The organism is Rhizobium sp. CSW-27 (genome assembly GCF_018760785.1).
Taxonomy (GTDB): Bacteria; Pseudomonadota; Alphaproteobacteria; order Rhizobiales; family Rhizobiaceae; genus Neorhizobium.
Genome location: NZ_JAHHZO010000006.1, coordinates 266,980 through 287,916, shown reverse-complemented (window position 1 = coordinate 287,916; position 20,937 = coordinate 266,980). Strand labels below are relative to the sequence as shown.

The 20,937-nt window shown below is 62.5% G+C and carries 22 protein-coding genes; 11 read left to right on the top strand and 11 right to left on the bottom strand.

The genetic code is table 11. The features are described from left to right. From KLP42_RS14345 to KLP42_RS14305, 9 genes are all read right to left on the bottom strand, one after another. Nucleotides 1-399 carry a type II toxin-antitoxin system VapC family toxin gene (locus KLP42_RS14345; RefSeq protein ID WP_215567418.1) on the bottom strand — a complete coding sequence of 133 codons (399 nt, stop codon included), beginning with the start codon at nt 397-399 and terminating at the stop codon, nt 1-3. Further along, nucleotides 396-629, bottom strand: a complete 234-nt coding sequence (locus KLP42_RS14340; protein WP_215567417.1) for an AbrB/MazE/SpoVT family DNA-binding domain-containing protein — start codon at nt 627-629, stop codon at nt 396-398. The genes KLP42_RS14345 and KLP42_RS14340 overlap by 4 nt, the downstream gene beginning before the upstream one ends. An 81-nt stretch (nt 630-710) precedes the next feature. Further along, nucleotides 711-1,580 carry a protein phosphatase 2C domain-containing protein gene (locus KLP42_RS14335; protein WP_215567416.1) on the bottom strand — a complete coding sequence of 290 codons (870 nt, stop codon included), beginning with the start codon at nt 1,578-1,580 and terminating at the stop codon, nt 711-713. Between the two features lie 5 nt (nt 1,581-1,585). Continuing rightward, nucleotides 1,586-2,629, bottom strand: a complete 1,044-nt coding sequence (locus KLP42_RS14330) for a zinc-dependent alcohol dehydrogenase family protein (protein WP_215567415.1) — start codon at nt 2,627-2,629, stop codon at nt 1,586-1,588. Between the two features lie 109 nt (nt 2,630-2,738). Then, nucleotides 2,739-3,800, bottom strand: a complete 1,062-nt coding sequence (locus KLP42_RS14325) for an ABC transporter ATP-binding protein (protein ID WP_215567414.1) — start codon at nt 3,798-3,800, stop codon at nt 2,739-2,741. Nucleotides 3,801-3,813: 13 nt separating this feature from the next. Beyond that, entirely contained in the window at nt 3,814-4,596 is a 783-nt protein-coding gene (locus tag KLP42_RS14320) for an ABC transporter permease (protein ID WP_215567413.1), read from the bottom strand. Further along, a complete protein-coding gene (locus tag KLP42_RS14315; RefSeq protein WP_215567412.1) occupies nt 4,593-5,492 on the bottom strand; it encodes an ABC transporter permease in 900 nt (299 codons plus the stop codon). The genes KLP42_RS14320 and KLP42_RS14315 overlap by 4 nt, the downstream gene beginning before the upstream one ends. 96 nt (nt 5,493-5,588) lie before the next feature. Continuing rightward, the gene (locus KLP42_RS14310) at nt 5,589-6,692 is read right to left on the bottom strand and encodes an ABC transporter substrate-binding protein (RefSeq protein WP_252192997.1); all 1,104 of its coding nucleotides are present in this window, start codon (nt 6,690-6,692) and stop codon (nt 5,589-5,591) included. Between the two features lie 139 nt (nt 6,693-6,831). Continuing rightward, entirely contained in the window at nt 6,832-7,719 is an 888-nt protein-coding gene (locus KLP42_RS14305) for a MurR/RpiR family transcriptional regulator (protein WP_215567410.1), read from the bottom strand. A 172-nt stretch (nt 7,720-7,891) separates the two neighbouring features. On the opposite strand from KLP42_RS14305, the gene KLP42_RS14300 reads away from it, so the two are divergent. The 8 genes from KLP42_RS14300 (at nt 7,892) to KLP42_RS14265 (ending at nt 16,829) form a co-directional block, all read left to right on the top strand. Continuing rightward, complete coding sequence (locus tag KLP42_RS14300) at nt 7,892-8,659, top strand: N-formylglutamate amidohydrolase (protein WP_215567409.1); 768 nt, start codon at nt 7,892-7,894, stop codon at nt 8,657-8,659. 146 nt (nt 8,660-8,805) lie between these two features. After that, nucleotides 8,806-9,315 carry a TRAP transporter small permease subunit gene (locus KLP42_RS14295; RefSeq protein ID WP_215567408.1) on the top strand — a complete coding sequence of 170 codons (510 nt, stop codon included), beginning with the start codon at nt 8,806-8,808 and terminating at the stop codon, nt 9,313-9,315. Next, entirely contained in the window at nt 9,312-10,637 is a 1,326-nt protein-coding gene (locus tag KLP42_RS14290) for a TRAP transporter large permease (RefSeq protein WP_215567407.1), read from the top strand. Before KLP42_RS14295 ends, KLP42_RS14290 begins: the two co-directional genes overlap by 4 nt. A 107-nt stretch (nt 10,638-10,744) precedes the next feature. Further along, nucleotides 10,745-11,785 carry a TRAP transporter substrate-binding protein gene (locus KLP42_RS14285; protein ID WP_215567406.1) on the top strand — a complete coding sequence of 347 codons (1,041 nt, stop codon included), beginning with the start codon at nt 10,745-10,747 and terminating at the stop codon, nt 11,783-11,785. A 114-nt stretch (nt 11,786-11,899) separates the two neighbouring features. Continuing rightward, nucleotides 11,900-13,270 (top strand): glutamine synthetase family protein, encoded by a 1,371-nt coding sequence (locus KLP42_RS14280; protein WP_215567405.1) that lies wholly within the window; start codon nt 11,900-11,902, stop codon nt 13,268-13,270. Nucleotides 13,271-13,365: 95 nt separating this feature from the next. Further along, nucleotides 13,366-14,745: an aldehyde dehydrogenase family protein gene (locus tag KLP42_RS14275; protein ID WP_215567404.1), complete on the top strand. Its 1,380-nt coding sequence runs from the start codon at nt 13,366-13,368 to the stop codon at nt 14,743-14,745. A 4-nt stretch (nt 14,746-14,749) separates the two neighbouring features. Beyond that, nucleotides 14,750-15,895: an iron-containing alcohol dehydrogenase gene (locus KLP42_RS14270; protein ID WP_215567403.1), complete on the top strand. Its 1,146-nt coding sequence runs from the start codon at nt 14,750-14,752 to the stop codon at nt 15,893-15,895. Nucleotides 15,896-16,112: 217 nt separating this feature from the next. Continuing rightward, on the top strand, nt 16,113-16,829 hold the full coding sequence (locus tag KLP42_RS14265) for an AAA family ATPase (protein WP_215567402.1): 717 nt from the start codon (nt 16,113-16,115) through the stop codon (nt 16,827-16,829). A gap of 75 nt (nt 16,830-16,904) precedes the next feature. On the opposite strand, the gene KLP42_RS14260 is transcribed toward KLP42_RS14265, so the two are convergent. After that, nucleotides 16,905-18,275, bottom strand: a complete 1,371-nt coding sequence (locus KLP42_RS14260) for a L,D-transpeptidase family protein (RefSeq protein WP_353844881.1) — start codon at nt 18,273-18,275, stop codon at nt 16,905-16,907. Nucleotides 18,276-18,503: 228 nt separating this feature from the next. Here KLP42_RS14260 and KLP42_RS14255 point away from each other — a divergent pair, with 228 nt between their 5' ends. From KLP42_RS14255 to KLP42_RS14245, 3 genes are all read left to right on the top strand, one after another. Continuing rightward, nucleotides 18,504-19,343, top strand: a complete 840-nt coding sequence (locus tag KLP42_RS14255; RefSeq protein ID WP_215567401.1) for a DUF4432 family protein — start codon at nt 18,504-18,506, stop codon at nt 19,341-19,343. Nucleotides 19,344-19,465: 122 nt separating this feature from the next. Further along, on the top strand, nt 19,466-19,804 hold the full coding sequence (locus KLP42_RS14250) for a protein tyrosine phosphatase family protein (RefSeq protein ID WP_215567469.1): 339 nt from the start codon (nt 19,466-19,468) through the stop codon (nt 19,802-19,804). A 60-nt stretch (nt 19,805-19,864) separates the two neighbouring features. Next, the gene (locus KLP42_RS14245; protein ID WP_215567400.1) at nt 19,865-20,206 is read left to right on the top strand and encodes a RidA family protein; all 342 of its coding nucleotides are present in this window, start codon (nt 19,865-19,867) and stop codon (nt 20,204-20,206) included. 128 nt (nt 20,207-20,334) lie between these two features. On the opposite strand, the gene KLP42_RS14240 is transcribed toward KLP42_RS14245, so the two are convergent. After that, entirely contained in the window at nt 20,335-20,826 is a 492-nt protein-coding gene (locus KLP42_RS14240; protein WP_215567399.1) for a hypothetical protein, read from the bottom strand. Nucleotides 20,827-20,937 lie beyond the last annotated feature (111 nt).

Below are 20,937 nucleotides of genomic sequence, written 5' to 3'. Positions count from 1 at the left end.
TCACGGCGTGATTAACATTACGTTCGGGAAGTAAGTTCTGTATCTGCCCGCATCGCGCGTCAGAATCGGAACGCTCTCTGTCGCAGCCTGAGCGCCGATGAAGAAGTCGGGCAGGACACCCGTTCGTGTGCCGCCAGCCTTCCTGTAGGTTCCAAATGCTTTGCCTGCCAGAAACAGCGCTGTGAGACTGATTGGAACCAGTTCCAGTTCAGCCGCTTCAATGAAGTCATTGAGCTCTTGAATCGAGGCGTAACGAACCGCCAGCTCGGCATAAATAACGTCATTGATGATCAGTGGTCCTTGCCGTGCTGCTGCGGCAAGTTGCATCACTGACCACCCCGCCCATTGGGTATCGTCGGTGACTAAGTCCAGTAGGACGTTGGTATCGACGAGGATCACGGTTCGCCGCGTGTTGCAGCTATGACGGTATCGGTATTCGGTCCCGCGCCTGCGTGGCCACGCAGCTTTTCAAACCGGTCAATCTGTGATGCATGGTCGGCACGCAGCAGAACGACCGACCCGTCGGCGGTCTGCCGGAAATCGACCTGGCTGCCCGGAGTCAGACCCAAATGATCACGCACCGCCTTGGGAAGCGTTATCTGCCCGTTTTGGGTGACGGTCGTTGCCATGTGCGCTCCTCTGGTCGCTCCCTCGGCAAGGTATGCTCTTCCCGGTGATGCTTCAAGAGCCACACCCTTAGACACCGCGCCTCACCCCTCCACGCGCACCAGCATTGCCGTCGTATCATCACTCTGCTTGAACCGCGGGTATTTGAGGCCGTCCGGGTCTACCGCGCGTTCCAGGTGCCGGAGTTCCGCGATCAGCGGTCCAAGGCCGGCGGTGGCGGCGCGGCGGATGAGGGTGCCGGCATCGTAGATTTCGTAAAGGCTGACGAGATCGGCGAGGCCATCCGAGCAGATGATCGCCGTGGCGCCGCCGGTAAGCGGGATCGTCTTCTGCGCAAGATGGTCGGCGGCGTCGGGCACGAGGCCGAGCGACCAGACCCAGCCCTCCGGCGTGTTCTGTTTGGCGCGGCTTTCCCTCAAATCCTTCAGCGTCTGCGGATCGCCGACGAGCGAGCCGGCCGCGCCGATGCCGCCGAGCCGGGCGAGATGGGCGCGGGCGGCGGCCTTTTCGCGGGCGAAGGCGTCGGGCAGGGCGGTGAACGTTTCCGTCTGGCCATCGTCATGCAGCAGATAGACGACGCTGTCGCCGAGGCCGAAAAACTGAAGGCCGGCATCGGTCACTCGAAGACCGGCGAGTGCGGCTGCCGGCCAGGCATAACGCGGCTGCTCGCCGGCGGTCGCCTCGAAGATTGTCCTCGCATCGGCGCTGATGCGGCGGACAAGCTCTGCCACCTCCACCTCGGGCGTGAGTTCGACGGAAAGCCGTTGCGCGGCGTATTCGGCGATCCAGGCGGCATCCGTCTCGAAGCCGGTCATGAACTGCCGGTCGCCGAGGCCGGTGGCGCCGTCCAGCACGAAGGCGGCCGTGCGGTTGGCGCCGAACCGGTCTTCGTTGGGGCGGCCGGGTTTGCCGGCATCGGACAGGCTGGCGATGACATCGAGGCGGAAGGTCATGGGGGCTACTCGAAACGGTCGATGATGCTGATGCCGCTTTCGCGGAACGTATTCATGGCGGGCAGGGCCTCGACGGCATCGGAGAGGCTGATGTGCCGTCCGATCAGCTTTTCGGGCGACAGCGTTCCGGCCTCGATCATCGCCAGCATGGCGTCGTAACGCCAGGCCTGCATGCCGTGGCTGCCGTAGATTTCCAGTTCATGGGCGATCACGCGGGCCATCGGGATCTGCGGCATGGCGTGGTCGGCCAGCATCAGGCCCACCTGCACATGGCGTCCGCGGCGCCGGAGGTTGGAGATCGAATTGCAGCAGGTCTGCGGATGGCCGAGCGCATCGACCGAGACATGCGCGCCACCGCCGGTGACGTCACGCACCGCCTCCGCCACGTCGGACACCTTGCGGCTGTTGATGGTGGCTTCCGCACCCAGTTCCCGCGCCAGCGCCAGCTTGTCGTCGGCGATGTCGATGGCGACGATCCGTGCGCCAAGTCCCTTGCCGATCATGATGGCAGAGAGGCCGACGCCGCCGCAGCCGTGCACGGCCAGCCATTCGCCGCCCTTCAGGCGTCCCTGGTCCACCACGGCGCGGAAGGAGGTGGCAAAGCGGCAGCCGAGGCTGGCCGCCGTCGCGTAGGACATGGCGTCCGGCAGGTGGACGAGGTTCTGCTCGGCATGGTCGATCGCCACATATTCGGCAAACGAACCCCAATGGGTGAAGCCCGGCTGGAACTGCGCCTCGCAGACCTGCTGGTTCCCGGAGCGGCACTCGTGGCAATGGCCGCAGCCGGAAACGAAGGGCACGGTGACGCGGTCGCCGACCTTGAAACGCCGCACATCCCGGCCGATAGCGGCAATCGTGCCGGCAAATTCGTGGCCCGGCACATGCGGCAGCGAGATGTCGGAATCGTGCCCCATCCAGCCGTGCCAGTCGCTGCGGCAAAGGCCGGTGGCCTCGACCTTGATGACGACGCCATCGGCGGCCGGCGTGGGATCGGGCAGGGTGGCGACCTTCGGTGCCTCGCCGAACCGTTCGAAATAAAGCGCGCGCATGATGGCCTCCCTCTCGTCAAAACCGGGCCAGCATTAGCCCGATTTGCCTTTCGGTGGAAAGACGCAAGCGCGTGCGCCTCGCCCCGCATCGGGACGGGAGAGGCGAGGATCAGTCGCCCAACACCATCAAACCGTCCTGCTGCAGCGCAAGCATTACGGTTTCACCAGCCTTCGGCAACACGGCCGAGGGCTGGTTGAACATGTCGAAGGAGATGATATTACCGCCGAGATCCACCTTGGTGCGCAAGACCGAGCCGAGGAAGTTGGAGGAGAGCACCGTGCCGGACAGCACGGCTGGTCCCGTGGAGGGGCCGGCAAGCATGGCCGCTTCCGGACGGAAGGCGATGGAAATCAGGCTGTCATCCGCCTTGCCCTCGATCGACTGCGGCAGGCTCAGCGTTTCCTCACCGATCTTCAGCGCGCCCGTGCTGCCGTTGACAAGTGTTGCCTGAATGACGTTCAGCGTGCCGACGAAATTGGCGACGAAGCGGGTGGTCGGGCGGTTGTAAATCTCGCCCGGCGTGCCGATCTGGTCGGCCTTGCCGGCATTCATGACCACGATACGATCGGAGATCGACAGGGCCTCTTCCTGGTCGTGGGTGACGAACACGGTGGTGATGCCGAGCTGGCGCTGGATCTGGCGGATTTCTTCGCGCAGCGAGACGCGGATCTTCGCATCGAGCGCCGAGAGCGGTTCGTCGAGCAGCAGCACCTGCGGGGCTGGCGCCAGCGCGCGAGCCAGCGCCACGCGCTGCTGCTGGCCGCCGGACATCTGGTAGGGGTAACGGTCGGCAAGGTGCTCGAGATGGATCAGCTTCAGCATCTCCTTGACGCGGGCCTCGATCTCGTTTTTCGGCTTGCCTGCCACCTTGAGGCCGAAGGCCACGTTGTCGAACACGTTCATGTTGGGAAACAGCGCATAGGCCTGGAACACCATGCCGATATTGCGCTGGTTCGGCTTCAGCCGCGTCTGGTCCTTGCCGTCGATGACGATCGAACCGCCGGACGGCAGCTCGAAGCCGGCGATCATGCGCAGCACCGTCGTCTTGCCGCAACCGGACGGGCCGAGGAAGGAAATGAACTCGCCCTTGTCGATGGCCATGTTGAAATCATGTACGACCTTCGTCGCACCAAAGGACTTCTGCAAATGTGAAAGCGTCAAAAAGCTCATATCAAATCATTCCTCAGACCGGGCGCTGCGGGGTTTTCTGCAGCCTGGAGACCAGCTGCATCAGGCCAAGGCAGGCCCAGGTGATGCCGAATGCGATCACGGCGAGCGCCGCAGGTTCATAGGCGCGGTTGGCGCCGAGCAATTGCATGTAGGGGCCGAAAGCCGGTTTGTTCAAAAGGGCGGCCATGGTGAATTCGCCCATGACGATCGCGAAGGTGACAAAGGCACCGGACATCACGGCCACCGTCACGTTCGGCAGGATGATGCGACCGATGATCGTCACCCAGCCGGCACCGAGGCTCTGGGCGGCTTCTGTGAGCGTTGTCACGTCAATGGTGCGAAGGCCGGTATCCACCGCCCGGTACATGTAGGGCAGGCTCAGTGTCGCATAACCGAAGACGAGCAGGATGTCGGTGCCGACATAGGAACCCGTCAGCGGCAGCCAGCTGGAAGTGTTGTAGAGCCGGATGTAACCGAAGACGATGACGATCGCCGGGATGACGAGCGGCAGAAGCGTGATGAATTCGATATAGGGGCGCAGGAAAGGCAGTTTCAGGCGCACCCAGTAGGCGGTTGGCACGACGAGGAAAACGCCGAAGATGATGGTCAGCAGCGCCATCCAGACCGAATAGCTGAAGGTCTCGTGGAAACGGCTGTCGGCAAACACTTTTGCGTAGGCGTCGAAGGAATATTCGCCGCGCCGCATCTTCAGCGAGAAGTTCGTCATGCCGACGAGCGGCAGAATAAAATAAAGAAGGCCGATGATGAGTGCGGCCCAGGCCCAGAGGCGTTTCATTTCAGCCACCTTTCGCTGCGGGCGCGAAGCCAGATGTAGATGGCATTGGCAATGCCGGTGACGACGATCATGCCGAAGGCAAGCGCATAACCCAGATGCGGATCACCCAGCACGTCGCCGCGGATCTGCGCAAACAGCAGGATCGGCACGATGTTGAGCGAGGAGCCGGTCAGCGCAATCGCGGTCGCCACGGCGCCGAAGGCATTGGCAAACAGAAGCGCCAGCGTGCCGAGCAGCGAGGGCAGGAGGATCGGGAAGGCAACGAGGCGCCAGTATTGTGCATTTGTGGCGCCGAGAATGGAGGCCGCTTCGCGCCATTCGCGCTTCAACCCGTCGAGCGCCGGCGTGATGATGAGGATCATCAGCGGGATCTGGAAGAAGAGGTAGGTGATCGTCAGGCCCCAGAAGGAGAGGATGTTGAAGCCGAGCAGGCGCAGGTCGATGCCGAGTTCGCTGCGCAGGAACACGGTGACCAGCCCGACGGGGCCGAGCGTTGCCAGAAATGCAAACGCAAGAGGCACGCCGGCGAAATTTGAGGCAACCCCGGAAAAGGTCAGAAGCGGGCCGCGAATGGCGCGCGGCAATCCTCCGAGCACGACGGCGGCGGCCATGGCAAAGCCGATCAGGCAGCCGAGGATGGCGGAGGTGAAGCTGATCTTGATGGAGATCCAGTAGGCAGCAAGGATCGAGGAGGTAAACAGCCCTGACACGTTGGCAAGGGTGAAGCCGCCATCAGGGGTCTGAAAGGCGCCGATGACGATCTTCATCGTCGGCAGGATCAGGAACAGCAGAACGAAGGCGGCGAACGGCACGACCCCCAGCCAGTGCATTGGTAAGCGCCGGAACTGTCCCGGTGGCGCAGCGCCCTTGGCCTGCGTGGCCGTCTGTGTCGACATCTCGTTCTGCCCCTCTTGCCCGCAATCATTGCGGGTGATGCAAAAACGGTGCCGCCCCGATTGTCACATGCGAGGCGGCACCGGCTTTCGGTTCAATTACTTGACGTTGGCGCCAACGACCTTGTCCCAGCCGCCGGTGACGGCAGCCTTGTTGGCGTCGACTTCTTCGAGCGTCGGGAAGTAGGCCTTTTCATAGGCAGCAGCCGGCGGCAGCTTGTCGATCAGGTCCTGCGGAACCTTGCCGGCCTTGACCATGGCGTTAAAGCGGGCCGGGTGGCAGTAGCCCTTCAGCCACAGGTTCTGGCCTTCGTCGGAATACAGGTGCTCCATCCAGAGCTTGGCAGCGTTCGGATGCGGTGCATAGGCGGAGATGCCCTGAACGTAAACGCCAGCCAGAACGCCGGAGGCCGGAACGACGACTTCAACCGGCGGGTTGCCAGCGAGCGTGTCCTTGGCGGCGAGTGCGTTGTAGTCCCACATCACGACGATCGGGGTGGCGCCCTGAGCGAGCGTGCCGGACTTGCCGATGACCGGAACGAAGTTGCCAGCCTTGTTGAGGTCGGCGAAGTACTTCAGGCCAGCTTCGCCGGCGTCCTTGCCAGCCTTTGCGCCGCTTGCCATGCCGGCAGCGAGAACACCGAGGATGGCCTGGTTGGAAGCGCGCGGGTCACCGGCGAGAGCGACCTGACCGGCATATTCCGGCTTCATCAGGTCGGCCCAGTCCTTCGGCGAGGTCTTGACCAGGTCCTTGTTCACCAGGAAGGACATGACGCCATAGTAGTCGCCGTACCAGTAGCCGTCGGCATCCTTGATGTTGGCCGGAATTTCGTCCCAGGTGGAAACCTTGTACGGCTGCAGCAGGCCTTCCTTCTTCATCTGCGGGCCGAAGGCGAGACCGACGTCGACAACGTCCGGAGCCTGCGGGCCCTTGTTGTCCTTGTTGGCCTTGACGGCTTCGACTTCGTCAGCCGAACCGGCATCCGGGTTCAGTTCGTTGACCTGGATTTCCGGGTACTTCTTCTTGAAGGCGGCAATCACGTCGCCGTAGCCGCACCAGTCGTGGGGCAGGGCGATCGTCGTCAGCATGCCTTCCTTCTTGGCGGCAGCGATCAGTTCGGCGCTCGGCTCGGCATAGGCAAGGCTTGCCGTCGCAACGACCATGGCGGTCGTCATGGAAAGCAGTCGATGGAACTTGGTCATCACGATGGTCCTCCTGGGGTTTCTTCGTGTGGCGCGACTCGTAGAGTCGTTTGATGAATGGCATGTGACAGAATTATTCGCATTCGCCCGTTGTATGCCTTTTGCCGTCTCTTGTTTCTTCCTCCGAAAATACAGTGGTTTAGCTCGTTTCCGAGGGGGTGGGGCGACGAAACAGCCGGGAGCGCTCGAAGAGCTTCTCCAGCGAATTCATGCGCTCGCGGGTCTTTTCCCAGGCAGCGCTCTGCACCGCCTCGATGAGCGCTTCGACGGTGAACAATGTCACGACGGAGGAATCCCAGGCGGAGGGGGCCTCGATGCGGATCTTGAACACGTGGCGGGCGTGGCGTGCCACCGGCGAGGCCCACACATCGGTGAACAGAATGATCTCCACTCCGCTGGCCGCAGCGGCTTCCGCCAGCGTCGCCAGTTCCTGCTCGTAGCGGCGGATGTCGAAGATCACCAGCACGTCGCCGGCGCTCATGTTCAGCAGATATTGCGGCCACGAACTGCGATTGGTGGAGATCAGGGTGGTGCGCGGCCGGATCACCTGCATGTGTGTGAAGAAGTATTCGGCAAGCGCGCCGGTGATGCGGCCGCCGACGAAATAGAGCCCCCGCCTTTCGTCCCGCAGCAGCGCCGCGGCACCGTCGAAGGTGGCCACGTCGAGGCTCGTCAGCGTGTCGCGCAGATTGGCGGTGATGGCGTCGGCAAAGCGGTTGAGGATATGCGCCGTCGGTGCGCCTGCCGCCCAGCGGTCATGCTTGGCGATCGGGCTGGAGATCGTCGCCTCGAGATCCAGGTGCAGATGGTGCTGGAATTCCGGATAGCCCTTGTAGCCCAGCTTCTGCACCATCCGCGCGACGGTCGGTGTCGAGACGCCGGCGTTTTCCGCAATCGTGGTGATGCTGCCCAGGCCGGACACGGGATAGTGCTCCAGCAGGCTGTCGGCCAGCTTGCGTTCAGCCGGGGTCAATCCGTCGTAATGCAGACGGATGACGTCCAGCACCGTGTGTGAAGGTGACGTCACGTTCAGCCCAGTTCCCCTTGCCGGTCTTTCCGCCGGTTCATGACAGAAGTTAAAAATCTGGCGGGACGAAAGTCAATGCGGACTCTGAAAAGAATTTTTCAGTGTGCCGATTGACGGCGGCTGAATGTTGAAGAATTCTCTTCTTCGACGATCACAGGGGGCTGGATGATCCATGCTTGCGCAGACGCATCTGCTGGCTGAGGCGGACGGGGAGCCGGTGGCGGTGGACAATCCGCATGGACGCGGCGAGGTTCTGCTGGTCTGCGAACATGCCAGCCGCCGGTTGCCGGCCGCACTCGGCACGATGGGACTCGATGACGAGGCTCTGGCCTCGCACATCGCCTGGGACCCCGGCGCGCTCGCCGTTTCGCGGATCATGGCGCGCCAGCTCGACGCGGTGCTGATCCATCAGCGTTTTTCCCGCCTTGTCTACGACTGCAATCGCCCGCCGCAATCGCCCGGCGCCATCCGCGAGGTCAGCGAGATCTACCGCATTCCCGGCAACGAGAAGTTGAGCGATGCGGAAAAGGCGGCGCGTGCCGAGGCCATCTATTTTCCGTTCCAGAACCGCATCCGCGACGAGATCGCCGCCCGGCAGGCGCGTGGCCAGACGACCGTTCTTGTGACGGTGCATTCCTTCACGCCCGTCTATTACGGTAAGCCGCGGGCCGTGGAGATCGGTATCCTGCATGACGAGGACAGCCGGCTTGCCGACCGTCTGCTCGACGCGGCCGCCGATACGCATCTTTACCGCATGGAGCGCAACGAACCCTACGGCCCGGCCGACGGCGTGACGCATACGCTGGTGCTGCATGCCGCGCCCGCCGGCCTGCTGAACGTGATGATCGAGATCCGCAACGACCTCATTGCCGACGAGGCGGGGCAGGGCGTTGCGGCCGATTTCCTGTCCGGTCTCCTCAGGGAGGTCCTGACGCATTGACTGCGCGCCGGCCGAAGCCGGCAACATCAAGAAACACTGGCAGCACAAACCATAAAAGAGGGAACAGGTGCCGGCGATGATACTGATGGGAAACCGTAACCGAAGCCATGCGCCGCATCCGGCCGCTCAGTTCGAGCGGGGGCGCGATGCCTGAAGCGCTGAAGACCTATGTCCGCATTGTCGACGCCTTCAACCGGCGCGTCGGCCGCATCGTCATGTACGGCGTCTTCGTCATGATGGGCATTCTTCTGTACTCGTCGATTTCCAAGACGATGTTTTTGCCATCCCAGTGGACGCTGGAAATGGCGCAGTTCGTGATGGCCGGTTATTATCTCCTGGGCGGCGCCTATTCGCTGCAGCTGGACAGCCATGTGCGCATGGACCTTCTCTACGGAAAATGGTCGCCGCGCACCAAGGCCATGGTCGATGTGGTGACCATCTTCATGCTGTTCGTCTATCTGTATTTCCTGCTGTATGGCGGGATTTCCAGCACGGCCTATGCGCTGAAGTTTAGCGAGACGAGTTATTCGTCCTGGCGGCCCTACATGGCGCCGATCAAGATCATCATGGTTGTCGGCATCGCGCTGACCTTCCTCCAGGCGACCTCCATCCTGATCAAGGACATCGCCGTTGCGCGCGGGAGGCCGATCGCATGAGCTATGAAATGATCGCACTCTTCATGTTCATGTCGATGATGCTGTCGATGCTGACGGGGCAACGGGTGTTTGCCACGATCGGCTTTGTCGGTGTCCTCTCCGCCGCCTTTCTATGGGGCAATGGCGGCTTCGAGATGGGCTTTTCCGCCAGCATGAAGCTGATGAAGTGGTACCCGCTGCTGACGCTGCCGCTCTTCATCTACATGGGCTACATGCTCTCGGAATCCGGCATCGCGGAGGATCTCTACAAGGCCTTCCACGTCTGGTTCGGCGGCATGCCGGGCGGATTGGCCGTCGGCACCATCGGCCTGATGGTGGTGATTTCGGCGATGAACGGACTGTCGGTCGCCGGCATGGCGATCGGCGCCTCCATTGCGCTGCCGGAGCTTTTGCGCCGCGGCTATGACAAGATCATGGTCTCCGGTGTCATCCAGGGCGGCAGTTCGCTCGGCATTCTGGTGCCACCGAGCGTCGTCCTGGTGCTCTACGGCATGATCGCCCGCCAGCCGGTCGGCCAGCTCTGGCTTGCCGGCGTGTTTCCCGGTCTGCTTCTGGCGGCGCTGTTCTGCATCTACATCGTCATCCGCTGCCGCATCAATCCGGCGCTCGGTCCGGCGCTGCCCAAGGAAGAACGCGACATGCCGCTTGTCGAGAAGCTGAAGCTTCTTCGCGCCGGCATCCTGCCCTTCCTGATCTTCTTCCTGATGATGGGCCTGTTCCTGATGGGCGTCACCAGCCTGGTCGAAAGCTCGGCGGTTGGTGCACTGAGCGCGCTGTTTGCCGCCTGGTTCAAGGGGAGGCTGACAAAGGAGGTCTGGAACCGCGTTCTCGAACAGACGCTCGGCATTTCCTGCATGTTCATGTGGATCATTCTCGCCGCGCTCTGCTTCGGCGCCGTCTTTGATGGGCTGGGTGCCGTCAAGGCGATCGAGAAACTGCTGATCGGCGATATCGGGCTTACGCCGTGGGAAGTGCTGATCCTGATGCAGATCTCCTTCCTGATCATGGGCGCGTTTCTGGATGACACGGCCATGCTCGTCATCGTTGCGCCGCTCTATATCCCGCTCGTCGGCAAGCTGGGTTTCGATCTCATCTGGTACGGCGTGCTTTACACGATCACCTGCCAGATCGCCTACATGACGCCGCCCTTCGGCTACAATCTCTTCCTGATGCGGGCCATGGCGCCGCCGCAGATCACGCTTGTCGACATCTACCGATCCGTCTTTCCCTTCGTGCTGCTTCTGCTGCTCGGCATGGCCATCATCATGGTCTTTCCGGAGATCGCCACCTGGCTGCCGAAGCATGTCTATGTGCGGGGGTGAGGCGAAAGACACAACGAGGCCTGCATACAGGCCCTTTCCGTAAGGTCATGCGCCCCGGCTGGGCGGGGCGAAGAATGTCAACCCATGGAAAAACAGAGGGACCAGAAATGACCAATAGCAGACGCAATTTCCTGAAGACTGCAGCGGTTGCCGCACCGGTGGCGCTGGCTGCCCCCTATGTGAAGGCGCAGGGCAAGAAGATCACCTGGCGCCTGCAGACCTATGCCGGCGCGGCACTTGCCGAATTCGTGATCCGCCCCTCAGTCGATGCCTTCAACAAGGCGGCGAATGGCGAGATGGAAATCCAGCTTTATACCGCCGACCAGCTGGTTCCGACCGGCGAACTCTTCCGCGCCATGCAGGCCGGCACCATCGATGCCGTGCAGTCCGACGACGATTCGATGAACTCGCCGGTCGATATCAAGGTGTTCGGCGGCTATTTCCCGTTCGCCTCGCGCTATAGCCTCGATGTGCCGACGCTGTTTTACGAGTATGGCTTGGCCGAGATCTGGGACAAGGCCTATTCGGAAGTCGGCGTGAAGTGGCTGTCCGCCGGCGCCTGGGACCCGTGCAACTTCGCCACCAACAAGCCGATCAAGGCGCTGGCCGACCTCAAGGGCCTCAGGGTCTTGACCTTCCCGACGGCGGGTCAGTTCCTTGCGCAATTCGGCGTCGTGCCGGTGACCATTCCTTTCGAGGACGTGCCGGTTGCCATGCAGACAGGCGAAATCGACGCGATTGCCTGGTCCGGCATCACGGAAGTTTTCACCTCCGGCTGGGTGGACGTAACGAAATACTTTCTGACCAACAATGTCTCCGGCGGCTGGGCCGGCTCCTTCTTCGCCAATGCCGACCGCTGGAAGGAAGTGCCCGAGCATCTGAAGGTGCTCTGGCAGATGTGCATGGATTCATCCCACTACAAGCGCCTGCACTGGTACTGGGGCGGCGAAGCGCGCCTTCGTGCCGAGGGCGGCAAGCTCGAACTCACCAGCATTCCGGACGCGGAATGGAAGACCGTGGAAGATGCCGCCCACAAGTTCTGGGAGGAAATTGCCGCACAGTCTCCCCGCAACAAGCAGGTGGTCGAGATCCTGAAGAAGTACAATGCCGACATGGAAAAGGCCGGCAAGCCGTATCGCTACGGCTGATCTCCGACACGGTACCCGGCCGGCAGGCCTGGCCGGGTACCGCCCGCGACGAACAGACCAACGAAAAGCAAGGGATGACGGGCGATTGCCTCTCGTCAATCAGGGACGGACACGATGACCTCCATCTATACATTCGACGACCTCAAGCTCGACGTTGCGGCCGGGCGGATCGACACGGTCATTGCCGCACAGGTCGACATGCAGGGGCGCCTGATGGGCAAGCGCTTCCAGGCCGAGTATTTCGTCGAAAGCGCCTGGAAGGAAACGCACAGCTGCAACTACCTTCTGGCGACGGACATGGAGATGGAAACCATCTCCGGCTACAAGGCGACCAGCTGGGAGAAGGGGTATGGCGACTATACGATGAAGCCCGACCTTTCGACCCTGCGCAAATGCCCCTGGCTGGAGGGCACCGCGCTGGTTCTGTGCGACGTGCTGGACCATCACACGCATGAGGAAGTGCCGCATTCGCCGCGCGCCATCCTGAAGAAGCAGGTCAAGCGCCTGCAGGAGATGGGCTTCAGCGCCTTCATGGCGACGGAACTGGAATTCTTCCTGTTCGACCAGACCTTCGAGGCTGCGCGTGAGAGCGGCTATCGCAACCTGAAGCTCGCCAGCGCCTATAACGAGGATTACCACATCTTCCAGACCACCAAGGAGGAAGAGGTGATGCGCGCCCTGCGCACCGGCCTGCAGGGAGCAGGCATTCCGGTCGAAAACTCCAAGGGTGAGGCCTCTCCCGGCCAGGAGGAGATCAATGTGCGCTATGCCGAAGCGCTCACCATGGCCGACCGCCACGCCGTGATCAAGAATGCCGCCAAGGAGATCGCCTGGGGCAAGGGGAAGTCGATCACCTTCCTTGCCAAGTGGCATTACAGTGCCGCCGGCTCGTCCTCGCATATCCACCAGTCGCTGTGGAGCGCCGACGGCAAGACGCCGCTGTTCTTCGACAGCCAGGCCCCGCACGGCATGTCGGCGCTGATGCAGCAGTATGTGGCGGGCCTGCTCGCCTATGCCGAGGACTATACCTATTTCCTGGCGCCCTACATCAATTCCTACAAGCGCTTCGTCGCCGGCACCTTCGCGCCGACCAAGATCGTCTGGAGCAAGGACAATCGCACCGCCGGCTTCCGTCTCTGCGGCGAGGACACCAGGGGCATCCGCATCGAATGCCGCATCGGCGGCTCGGATCTCAATCCCTATCTGGCGATGGCCGCTCTGCTTGCCGCAGGCATGGAAGGCATCCGCAACGGCATGGAGCTCGAGCCGGCCTTCGTCGGCGATGCCTATGGCAGCACGGGCGTCAAGGAGATCCCCCGCACGCTTCGCCATGCCACGGAGCGCCTGCGTGGCTCCGCGATGCTGCGTGAGGCCTTCGGCGACGACGTCATCGACCATTATGTGCGGGCTGCCGAGTGGGAGCAGGAAGTATACGACCGCCGCATCACCGACTGGGAAGTGGCGCGCGGTTTCGAGCGTGCGTGACGGCACTCGCCTTTTGGCCTGTGCGGCGATAGCGTGAGATCAAGCGCGGCGGCGGGTGCCGCCGCCATCAGTTGAATGACAACAGGAAGACGATCATGACAATGATCCAATGTATCTCGCCGGTGGATGGCTCGGTCTATGCTGAGCGGCCGGCGCTCACGCTTGATGCGGCGAAAACCGTCGTCGAGCGGGCCCGAAAGGCGCAGAAGAGCTGGGCAAAGCGCCCGCTGGACGAACGTGTCCAGCTTGTGATGAAGGGTGTCGCGCGCCTCAACGAGATGGTCGACGAGGTGGTGCCGGAACTGGCCTGGATGATGGGTCGCCCGGTGCGCTATGGCGGCGAGTTCAAGGGGTTCAACGAGCGGTCGAACTATGTGGCGAACGTGGCGGCCGAAGCGCTGGCGCCGATCGAGATCGAAACGAGTGCTGCCTTTACCCGGCGTATAGAGCGCGAGCCGCATGGCGTGGTCTTCGTCATCGCGCCGTGGAACTATCCTTACATGACGGCCATCAACACGGTGGCGCCAGCGTTGATGGCCGGCAATACCGTCATCATCAAGCATGCCGCGCAGACGCTTCTCGTCGGCGAGCGCATGGTGCGGGCCTTCGTGGAAGCCGGCGTGCCGGATGATGTGTTCCAGAACGTCTTCCTCGATCACCAGACCTCGGAAAAGCTGATTGCTGCCGGTTCCTTCAACTTCATCAACTTCACCGGGTCCGTCGCCGGCGGCCGGGCGGTGGAACGCGCCGCGGCAGGCACCTTTACCGGCATGGGGCTGGAGCTTGGCGGCAAGGATCCGGGCTACGTGATGGAAGACGCGGATCTCGATGCCGCCGTCGACACGCTGATGGATGGCGCGACTTACAATTCCGGCCAGTGCTGCTGCGGCATCGAGCGCATCTATGTGCACGAAAGCCTCTATGATGCCTTCGTCGAAAAATCGGTCGCCTGGGTGTCGAACTACAAGCTCGGCAATCCGCTGGAGCAGGAGACCACGCTTGGCCCGATGGCCAATGCCCGTTTTGCGAAAACCGTGCGCGAGCAGGTGGCGGATGCGGTGGCCAAGGGTGCAAAGGCGCTGGTCGATCCGAAACTCTTCCCGCAGGATGACGGCGGTGCCTATCTGATGCCGCAGGTGCTCGTTGATGTGGACCACTCGATGGAGTTCATGCGCGAGGAAACCTTCGGACCGGCGGTCGGCATCATGAAGGTGAAGAGCGATGCGGAAGCGCTCGACCTGATGAACGACTGCAAATACGGGTTGACCGTTTCGCTCTGGACGAAGGACGAGGAACGCGCCTCGCGCCTTGGCGCCGAGCTTGAGACGGGAACCGTCTTCATGAACCGCTGCGACTATCTCGATCCGGCGCTGGTCTGGACCGGGGTCAAGGAAACCGGCCGCGGCGGTTCGCTCTCCGTGCTTGGCTTCCACAACCTGACCCGGCCGAAATCCTATCATCTGAAGAAAGCCTGACCCCATGAACATCACCGCCAACTGGAGCTACCCCACCGCCGTCAAGCTGGGTCGTGGCCGCATCAAGGAACTGGGCGAGGCCTGCAAGTCGCTCGGCATGAAGAAGCCGCTGCTGATCACCGATCGCGGCCTTGCCGCCATGTCGATCACGCAAGGGGCGCTGGAAGTGCTGGACGATGCCGGCCTCGGCCGCGCGCTGTTTGCCGATGTCGATCCGAATCCCAACGAGCAGAACCTGGAAGCCGGCATCAAGGCCTATCGCGATGGCGGCCATGATGGCGTCGTCGCCTTCGGCGGCGGCTCCGGCCTCGATCTCGGCAAATGCGTGGCCTTCATGGTCGGCCAGACGCGGCCGGTCTGGGATTTCGAGGATATCGGCGACTGGTGGACGCGTGCCAACAGCGAGGGCATCGCCCCGATCGTCGCGGTGCCGACCACTGCCGGCACCGGTTCCGAAGTGGGCCGCGCCTCGGTCATCACCAATTCGCAGACCCATGTGAAGAAGATCATCTTCCACCCGAAGTTCCTGCCGGGCGTGGTGATCTGCGATCCGGAACTGACGGTCGGCATGCCGAAGGCAATCACCGCCGGCACAGGCATGGATGCCTTTGCCCATTGCCTGGAAGCCTATTGCTCGCCCTTCTTCCATCCGATGAGCCAGGGGATCGCCCTTGAGGGCATGCGGCTGGTGAAGGAATTCCTGCCGCGCGCCTATCACGAGGCGACCGATATCGAAGCCCGCACCAACATGATGGCCGCTGCCGCCATGGGTGCGGTCGCCTTCCAGAAGGGGCTCGGCGCCATCCATGCGCTGTCGCACCCGATCGGTGCCGTCTACAACACCCATCACGGCATGACCAATGCGGTGGTGATGCCGCCGGTGCTCCGCTTCAACCGTGCGGCCATCGAGGAAAAGATCGCCCGCGCCGCCGCCTATCTCGGCATTTCCGGCGGCTTCGACGGTTTCTATGACTATGTTCTGGCGCTGCGCGCCGAACTGCACGTGCCGGAATCGCTGGGCGCCATGGGCATCAAGCCCGACCGTCTCGACGAGCTTTCGGCCATGGCGATCGAAGATCCGTCCTGCGGCGGCAATCCGGTCAAGATGACGCTGGAAAATACCCGGCAGCTGTTTGCGGACTGCTTCTGACATTGTTGCGATGCGACACGCGGCCGGCCCGGAGAATCGCCGGATCGGCCGCGTGCATTCCGCCTCTCATGTCGATCACCAGTTTTACTAGATTACATTAACGGTTCTGAATTTACCGTCCGTTAACCATGCCCTTGCGAGGATTGCAGCTATCGGCACCATGTTTCATCCGGTGTCTTCGTGAGCGATGCGGCTCGATGACCATCGAGGATAGACAATGCCTGTGATTTCTCTCGCGAATGCCAAGGGTGGAGCCGGAAAGACCACGGCGGCCCTGCTGCTTGCCACCGAACTTGCGCATCAGGGGCACCGCGTCACGCTGGTCGATGCCGACCCGCAGCGCTGGATCAGCCAGTGGCACGAGATGTCCGGCGCGGTGCGCAACATCACCATCATCACCGAAGTCACGGTGGCCTCGCTGCAGTGTCACCTGCGCGAGATGTCGTCGACGACCGATTACTTCATCATCGATCTCGCCGGTGCCCGCGATGCGCTGGTCACCACCGCGCTTGGCCTGTCCGACCATGTGCTGATCCCGGTGCAGGGCTCGGCCATGGATGCCAAGGGGGCAGCCCAAATCCTCGATCTCCTGCAACTGATGAAGGACAAGGCAGGGCTTGCCATTCCCCATTCCGTCGTTCTGACGCGCGTGACGCCTGTCGTGACCACCCGCGCGCTGGTTGCCATCAAGGGCCTGCTGGCGCAGCGCGGCGTCAACGTGCTGAACACGCCGATCGGCGAACGCACGGCCTTCCGCGAACTGTTCGAAGTGGGGGGCACGCTCCATTCGCTGGATGCCGCCAGGGTATCGAACCTCGACAAGGCGCGGGAGAATGCCCGCATGCTCGCCGAAGAGGTCAAGCGGCTGATGCCCGTGCGCGTCGTCCGCTCCGGACTGCCGCGCGTTCTGAGCTTTCGTCGCGACGCGGCCTGAGACGGCGTGACGAAAGATGCGCAATGACGAAGGGCGCCCCTGCGGCGCCCTTTGTGCATCCTGTCCCGAAAGGTCTCAATCGACGAATTCGACGACGGTGCCGGGTTTCACCATCTTGGCCAGTTCCGTCGCGTCCCAATTGGTCAGGCGGATGCAGCCATGGCTGTTGGTCTTGCCGATCTTGGAGGGATCCGGCGTGCCGTGGATGCCATAGGTTGGCTTCGAGAGCGCAATCCAGACGGTGCCGACCGGGCCATTGGGGCCGGGCGGGATCTGCAGCACCTTGTCATTGGCGCCCTGCTGGAAATTGATCTTTGGATTATAGGTATAACCGGGATTGAGCGCCACCCGCACCACGGTATGCGTGCCGGTCGGCGAGGGGGTGTCCGTGGAGCCGATGGTGGCCGGATAGGCTGTGATCAGCTTGCCATCGGCGCCATAGGCGAAGACCTGCTTCTTGCCCTTGTCCGCCACCACGCGCACCACTTCGCCCGTCTTCGGCGGGCCGGGATTGACCACCTTGATCATGGTGCCGGGAATTGTGAAATCCACGCCGGGGTTCAGCGCCTTCAGATAGCCCTCGTCCATGTGGAAGCGTTCGGCGAGCGCCTCCGTGACCGAGGTATAGGACATGGCCGGCAACTGTGCCTTGTGTGCATAGTCTTCCGGGATCGACGCCACATAGGGTCCGGCCGCATCGGCCGGCGTAATGGTATAGGTGGTAAACGGCAGCCCGCCTGAATAGGTCAGTCGCTGCATGATGTCCTCGGAATTGTTCGGGTCGAGCGTCTCGCCGGTCATGTCCTGCCAGGCGGCCACGGCCTTGTTGACATTGTCGCCAAGCCGCCCGTCGATCACGCCGGGCGATATGCCCTGCCGGTCGAGAAACACCTGCAGCGCCACCACTTCCGCCTGCGCCTTGTTGGTGATGGCCATCACGGGCTTGTCGTTGCGCGGCTGGAGGGTCGGCTGCGGCAGTGGCTGCACCCGGTCCTGTTCGAGCGAGGCTTCCTCCTCGGCGTCATCCGCGATTGCCCCGTTTGCATCAAGCGGCAGGCGTGTCACGGCGGTGTCGCGCGGAATGGTGCCGGTCACGGCGCCGGGTTCGCTGGGGCGGTACTGTCGGTAGTCGCGGTAGCTGCCGTCCTGCTGTCCCCAGCCGTCCTGCCGTGCGGCATCCTGCTGCGGATAGGCGCGGCGGGCATTGCCAGGGGCCGTGGGATAGGTATCGGGGCTCGTATTGCGAAAGGCCGCGCGGGGCATTTCCGTTGCCACCACATTGCCGAAATGGTCGATCAGCACACGCCGGCCGCGCGCATCGCGGGCAATGACCACCTCGCCGGCTTCCGGAACGTAATCGAGGATTTCTCCGCGAGGCGTCACGAGAATGGTGTCGGATGCGCCATAGGCACCCTGTGCCAGAGCGGGCGAGACGCCCTGCAGCACAAGAAAAGCGCCGATCAGGAGGCTGGAAACGAGCGTGGACTTCACAATATCACCGATTCGCGATTACGACGTAGAACAGCGGCGTACGCCGATGCGTTCCCGACGGCCGGTTTCCACTCAGACAGGTGAAATTTGACCTGAATGAGGAAGAATTGGCGGTCATGGTGAACCAATAGTTAATTCTGATGTTTTGTCACGCACTCTTGAGGCGTGACCGAGGAGGGTGATGTGAAGGCATTTGTCGCGGCTGAGGGACCCAAGCTGTTCCTGGATGAGACCAGCGTGCTCGATATCGGCGGTTGCATCTTCAACGGAACGGATATCGCGCCGGGACGCGCCATTCCCGATGACGGCGATCCGCGCATCGATCATTCGCTGGAAGGCTTTCTCTTCACCTGCGGGCCGGACCATATCCGCCACCCGGAGCCGATCCCCGGCGACGCCGCCGGCCGCCGCTTTCCGCTGCACGGCTCCTATTCCGGTCATCCCGCCGAGATCCTGTTCTGGGACCTGCAGGGCGAGGATGCCGAATGCAAGGCGCGCGTGCCGGTGAAGACGGCGGATGGCGGCGAGGCGCTTCTGGAGCGTCACTGGCGCATCAGCGGCGATACCGGCGAAGTCTGCCTCACGGACCGCCTGACCAATGTCGGCCGGCTGCCCTTCGCCAAGGTGCACATGTACCATATGAACATCGGCGCCTGGTTGTTCGACCAGCATGTCCGCCTCTCCGGCAAGATGCTGGAGGGCGGCGGCTTTCCCTGGAATTTCGGCGAGGAGCCCGGAGGCGTATTCTGCGTGCCGGCGCGCGTCGAGGGCGAGGAATGGGCGGAGGTGGCGCTCGGACCCATCGCGTCGCTCGGCGGCGTCACGCTCAAGGTGAAGTTCAGGACCGATACGCTGCCCTACCTGCAGATCTGGCGCAACCAGCAAGCGCCGGCGCATGTGCTGGGCATCGAGCCCGTCTCGCATCGCTGGGTCGGTCGCGAGGAACTGGCCGCGTCCGGCGAGCTTCACATGCTGAAGCCCGGCGAGAGCGCCGAATACGGCCTGCGCTTCTGCTTCGCCTGACCCTTGGGCTGATCGCGAGTGGGACCTGATCGCGACTGGGTGGCGCCCGCATCATTGACGCCACCCACCCGCCATCGTAAGTGATGGCCCTGTTTTTGAAGCGAACGCCGGAGGCCGACATGATGGATATCCGCCAGATCAACGACGAATACGCCGTGACGGGACAGATCACCCCCGAGGACCTCGATCAGATCAAGGCCATGGGCTTCAAGTCGATCGTCTGCAACCGTCCGGACGAGGAAGAGCCGGGCCAGCCGAGTTTTGACGAAGTGGCCACGCGTGCCCGCGAACTCGGCCTCGATATCGCCCATGTGCCGGTCGGTCGCATGGGCGTCGATGCCGATGCCGTGCGCGGCATGGTCGATGCGCTGGACGAGTTTCCCCGCCCGATGCTGGGCTATTGCCGCTCCGGCGCCCGCTCCACGGCGATCTACGAAAAGAGCCAGCACCTGCGCGGCTGAGGCCTGCCCGTTCCGACTCACATCCCTTTCTTCACGCTCATTTCAATGGGGAGCATTTCCATGAGCATTACGCGTATCGAACCCGGCAAGCGCATGAGCGGTGCCGTCGTGCACGGCAACACCGTCTATCTCGCCGGCCAGGTTGGCGAAGGCGCCACGGTAACGGAACAGTCGAAGTCGGCGCTTGCCGAAGTCGATCGCCTGCTGGCTGCAGCCGGCACAGACAAGTCGAAGATCCTGCAGACGATCATCTACCTCTCCGACATGTCGACCTTCGGCGAAATGAACGCCGTCTGGGAAGCCTGGATCGATCCGGCCAACCCGCCGGCCCGCGCCACGAGCGAAGCTGCTCTCGCGACCCCGGACTACAAGGTGGAATTCATCGTCACGGCGGCTCTCTGAGTCATTTGACGCTCTGCATACGAAACCCGGCGGATCGTGCTGATCCGCCGGGTTTTTCTATGGGTACTACGGACCAGCTTGCGGAGCCGAGCGCGGAGGGCGTGCCGCGGCTTGCCGCGCCCCCGGCATCAAAGACTGAGACCTCCGCTCATCGCAAAGTGGAGCGCGAGAGACACCAGCCACGCCGACATGAGTGGCACCACACCGATGCCGAGGATCGCCTTCGAGTTCTTCACGTCAGCAAGGAAGATGGCGTGCACTGCAAGGAAAAATCCGAGCGGCACGCCAATCCACATTGCAGCGCCACCAAGGCCCCACGAGACTCCGCAGATCCAGATGGCAGCGAACAGGTGAACGCCCATGCGCAATGCCCATACGATCGTCTCCCCGATGTGATTGATCGAAATCATGTCGACCAGCGCATCCATGAAAAGCCATAGATAGCCCGCAAATTTCACCTCCGGTCCGCCGGGCAGATGTTCGACCAGCGGAATAAGGGCGAGGTGGTAGACCAGCCCGGCGAGGTCTCCCGCAAACAGGCTTTTATGCTTGAGGCCGAACATTGACAGCCAGCCGACAAGCGAGACCAGCGGGAGAGCAACGAGAAATCCTGAAGTCATGACGTCATCCTTCAACGCGGCGTCGTGCGCCATTTGAAAAGGAGCGTCTCGAAGCAGCCGTATCCTGCGAAGGAAATCATCAGACGCGGGTCAACGGTGCATGCGAAACGC

Excerpts from the sequence above, each read along its gene's own strand:
- KLP42_RS14340 (WP_215567417.1), bottom strand. The coding sequence starts at position 629 with ATGGCAACGACCGTCACCCAAAACGGGCAGATAACGCTTCCCAAGGCG.
- KLP42_RS14335 (WP_215567416.1), bottom strand. The coding sequence starts at position 1,580 with ATGACCTTCCGCCTCGATGTCATCGCCAGCCTGTCCGATGCCGGCAAA.
- KLP42_RS14330 (WP_215567415.1), bottom strand. The coding sequence starts at position 2,629 with ATGCGCGCGCTTTATTTCGAACGGTTCGGCGAGGCACCGAAGGTCGCC.
- KLP42_RS14325 (WP_215567414.1), bottom strand. The coding sequence starts at position 3,800 with ATGAGCTTTTTGACGCTTTCACATTTGCAGAAGTCCTTTGGTGCGACG.
- KLP42_RS14320 (WP_215567413.1), bottom strand. The coding sequence starts at position 4,596 with ATGAAACGCCTCTGGGCCTGGGCCGCACTCATCATCGGCCTTCTTTAT.
- KLP42_RS14315 (WP_215567412.1), bottom strand. The coding sequence starts at position 5,492 with ATGTCGACACAGACGGCCACGCAGGCCAAGGGCGCTGCGCCACCGGGA.
- KLP42_RS14310 (WP_252192997.1), bottom strand. The coding sequence starts at position 6,692 with ATGACCAAGTTCCATCGACTGCTTTCCATGACGACCGCCATGGTCGTT.
- KLP42_RS14300 (WP_215567409.1), top strand. The coding sequence starts at position 7,892 with ATGCTTGCGCAGACGCATCTGCTGGCTGAGGCGGACGGGGAGCCGGTG.
- KLP42_RS14295 (WP_215567408.1), top strand. The coding sequence starts at position 8,806 with ATGCCTGAAGCGCTGAAGACCTATGTCCGCATTGTCGACGCCTTCAAC.
- KLP42_RS14290 (WP_215567407.1), top strand. The coding sequence starts at position 9,312 with ATGAGCTATGAAATGATCGCACTCTTCATGTTCATGTCGATGATGCTG.
- KLP42_RS14285 (WP_215567406.1), top strand. The coding sequence starts at position 10,745 with ATGACCAATAGCAGACGCAATTTCCTGAAGACTGCAGCGGTTGCCGCA.
- KLP42_RS14280 (WP_215567405.1), top strand. The coding sequence starts at position 11,900 with ATGACCTCCATCTATACATTCGACGACCTCAAGCTCGACGTTGCGGCC.
- KLP42_RS14275 (WP_215567404.1), top strand. The coding sequence starts at position 13,366 with ATGACAATGATCCAATGTATCTCGCCGGTGGATGGCTCGGTCTATGCT.
- KLP42_RS14270 (WP_215567403.1), top strand. The coding sequence starts at position 14,750 with ATGAACATCACCGCCAACTGGAGCTACCCCACCGCCGTCAAGCTGGGT.
- KLP42_RS14265 (WP_215567402.1), top strand. The coding sequence starts at position 16,113 with ATGCCTGTGATTTCTCTCGCGAATGCCAAGGGTGGAGCCGGAAAGACC.
- KLP42_RS14250 (WP_215567469.1), top strand. The coding sequence starts at position 19,466 with ATGGATATCCGCCAGATCAACGACGAATACGCCGTGACGGGACAGATC.
- KLP42_RS14245 (WP_215567400.1), top strand. The coding sequence starts at position 19,865 with ATGAGCATTACGCGTATCGAACCCGGCAAGCGCATGAGCGGTGCCGTC.
- KLP42_RS14240 (WP_215567399.1), bottom strand. The coding sequence starts at position 20,826 with ATGACTTCAGGATTTCTCGTTGCTCTCCCGCTGGTCTCGCTTGTCGGC.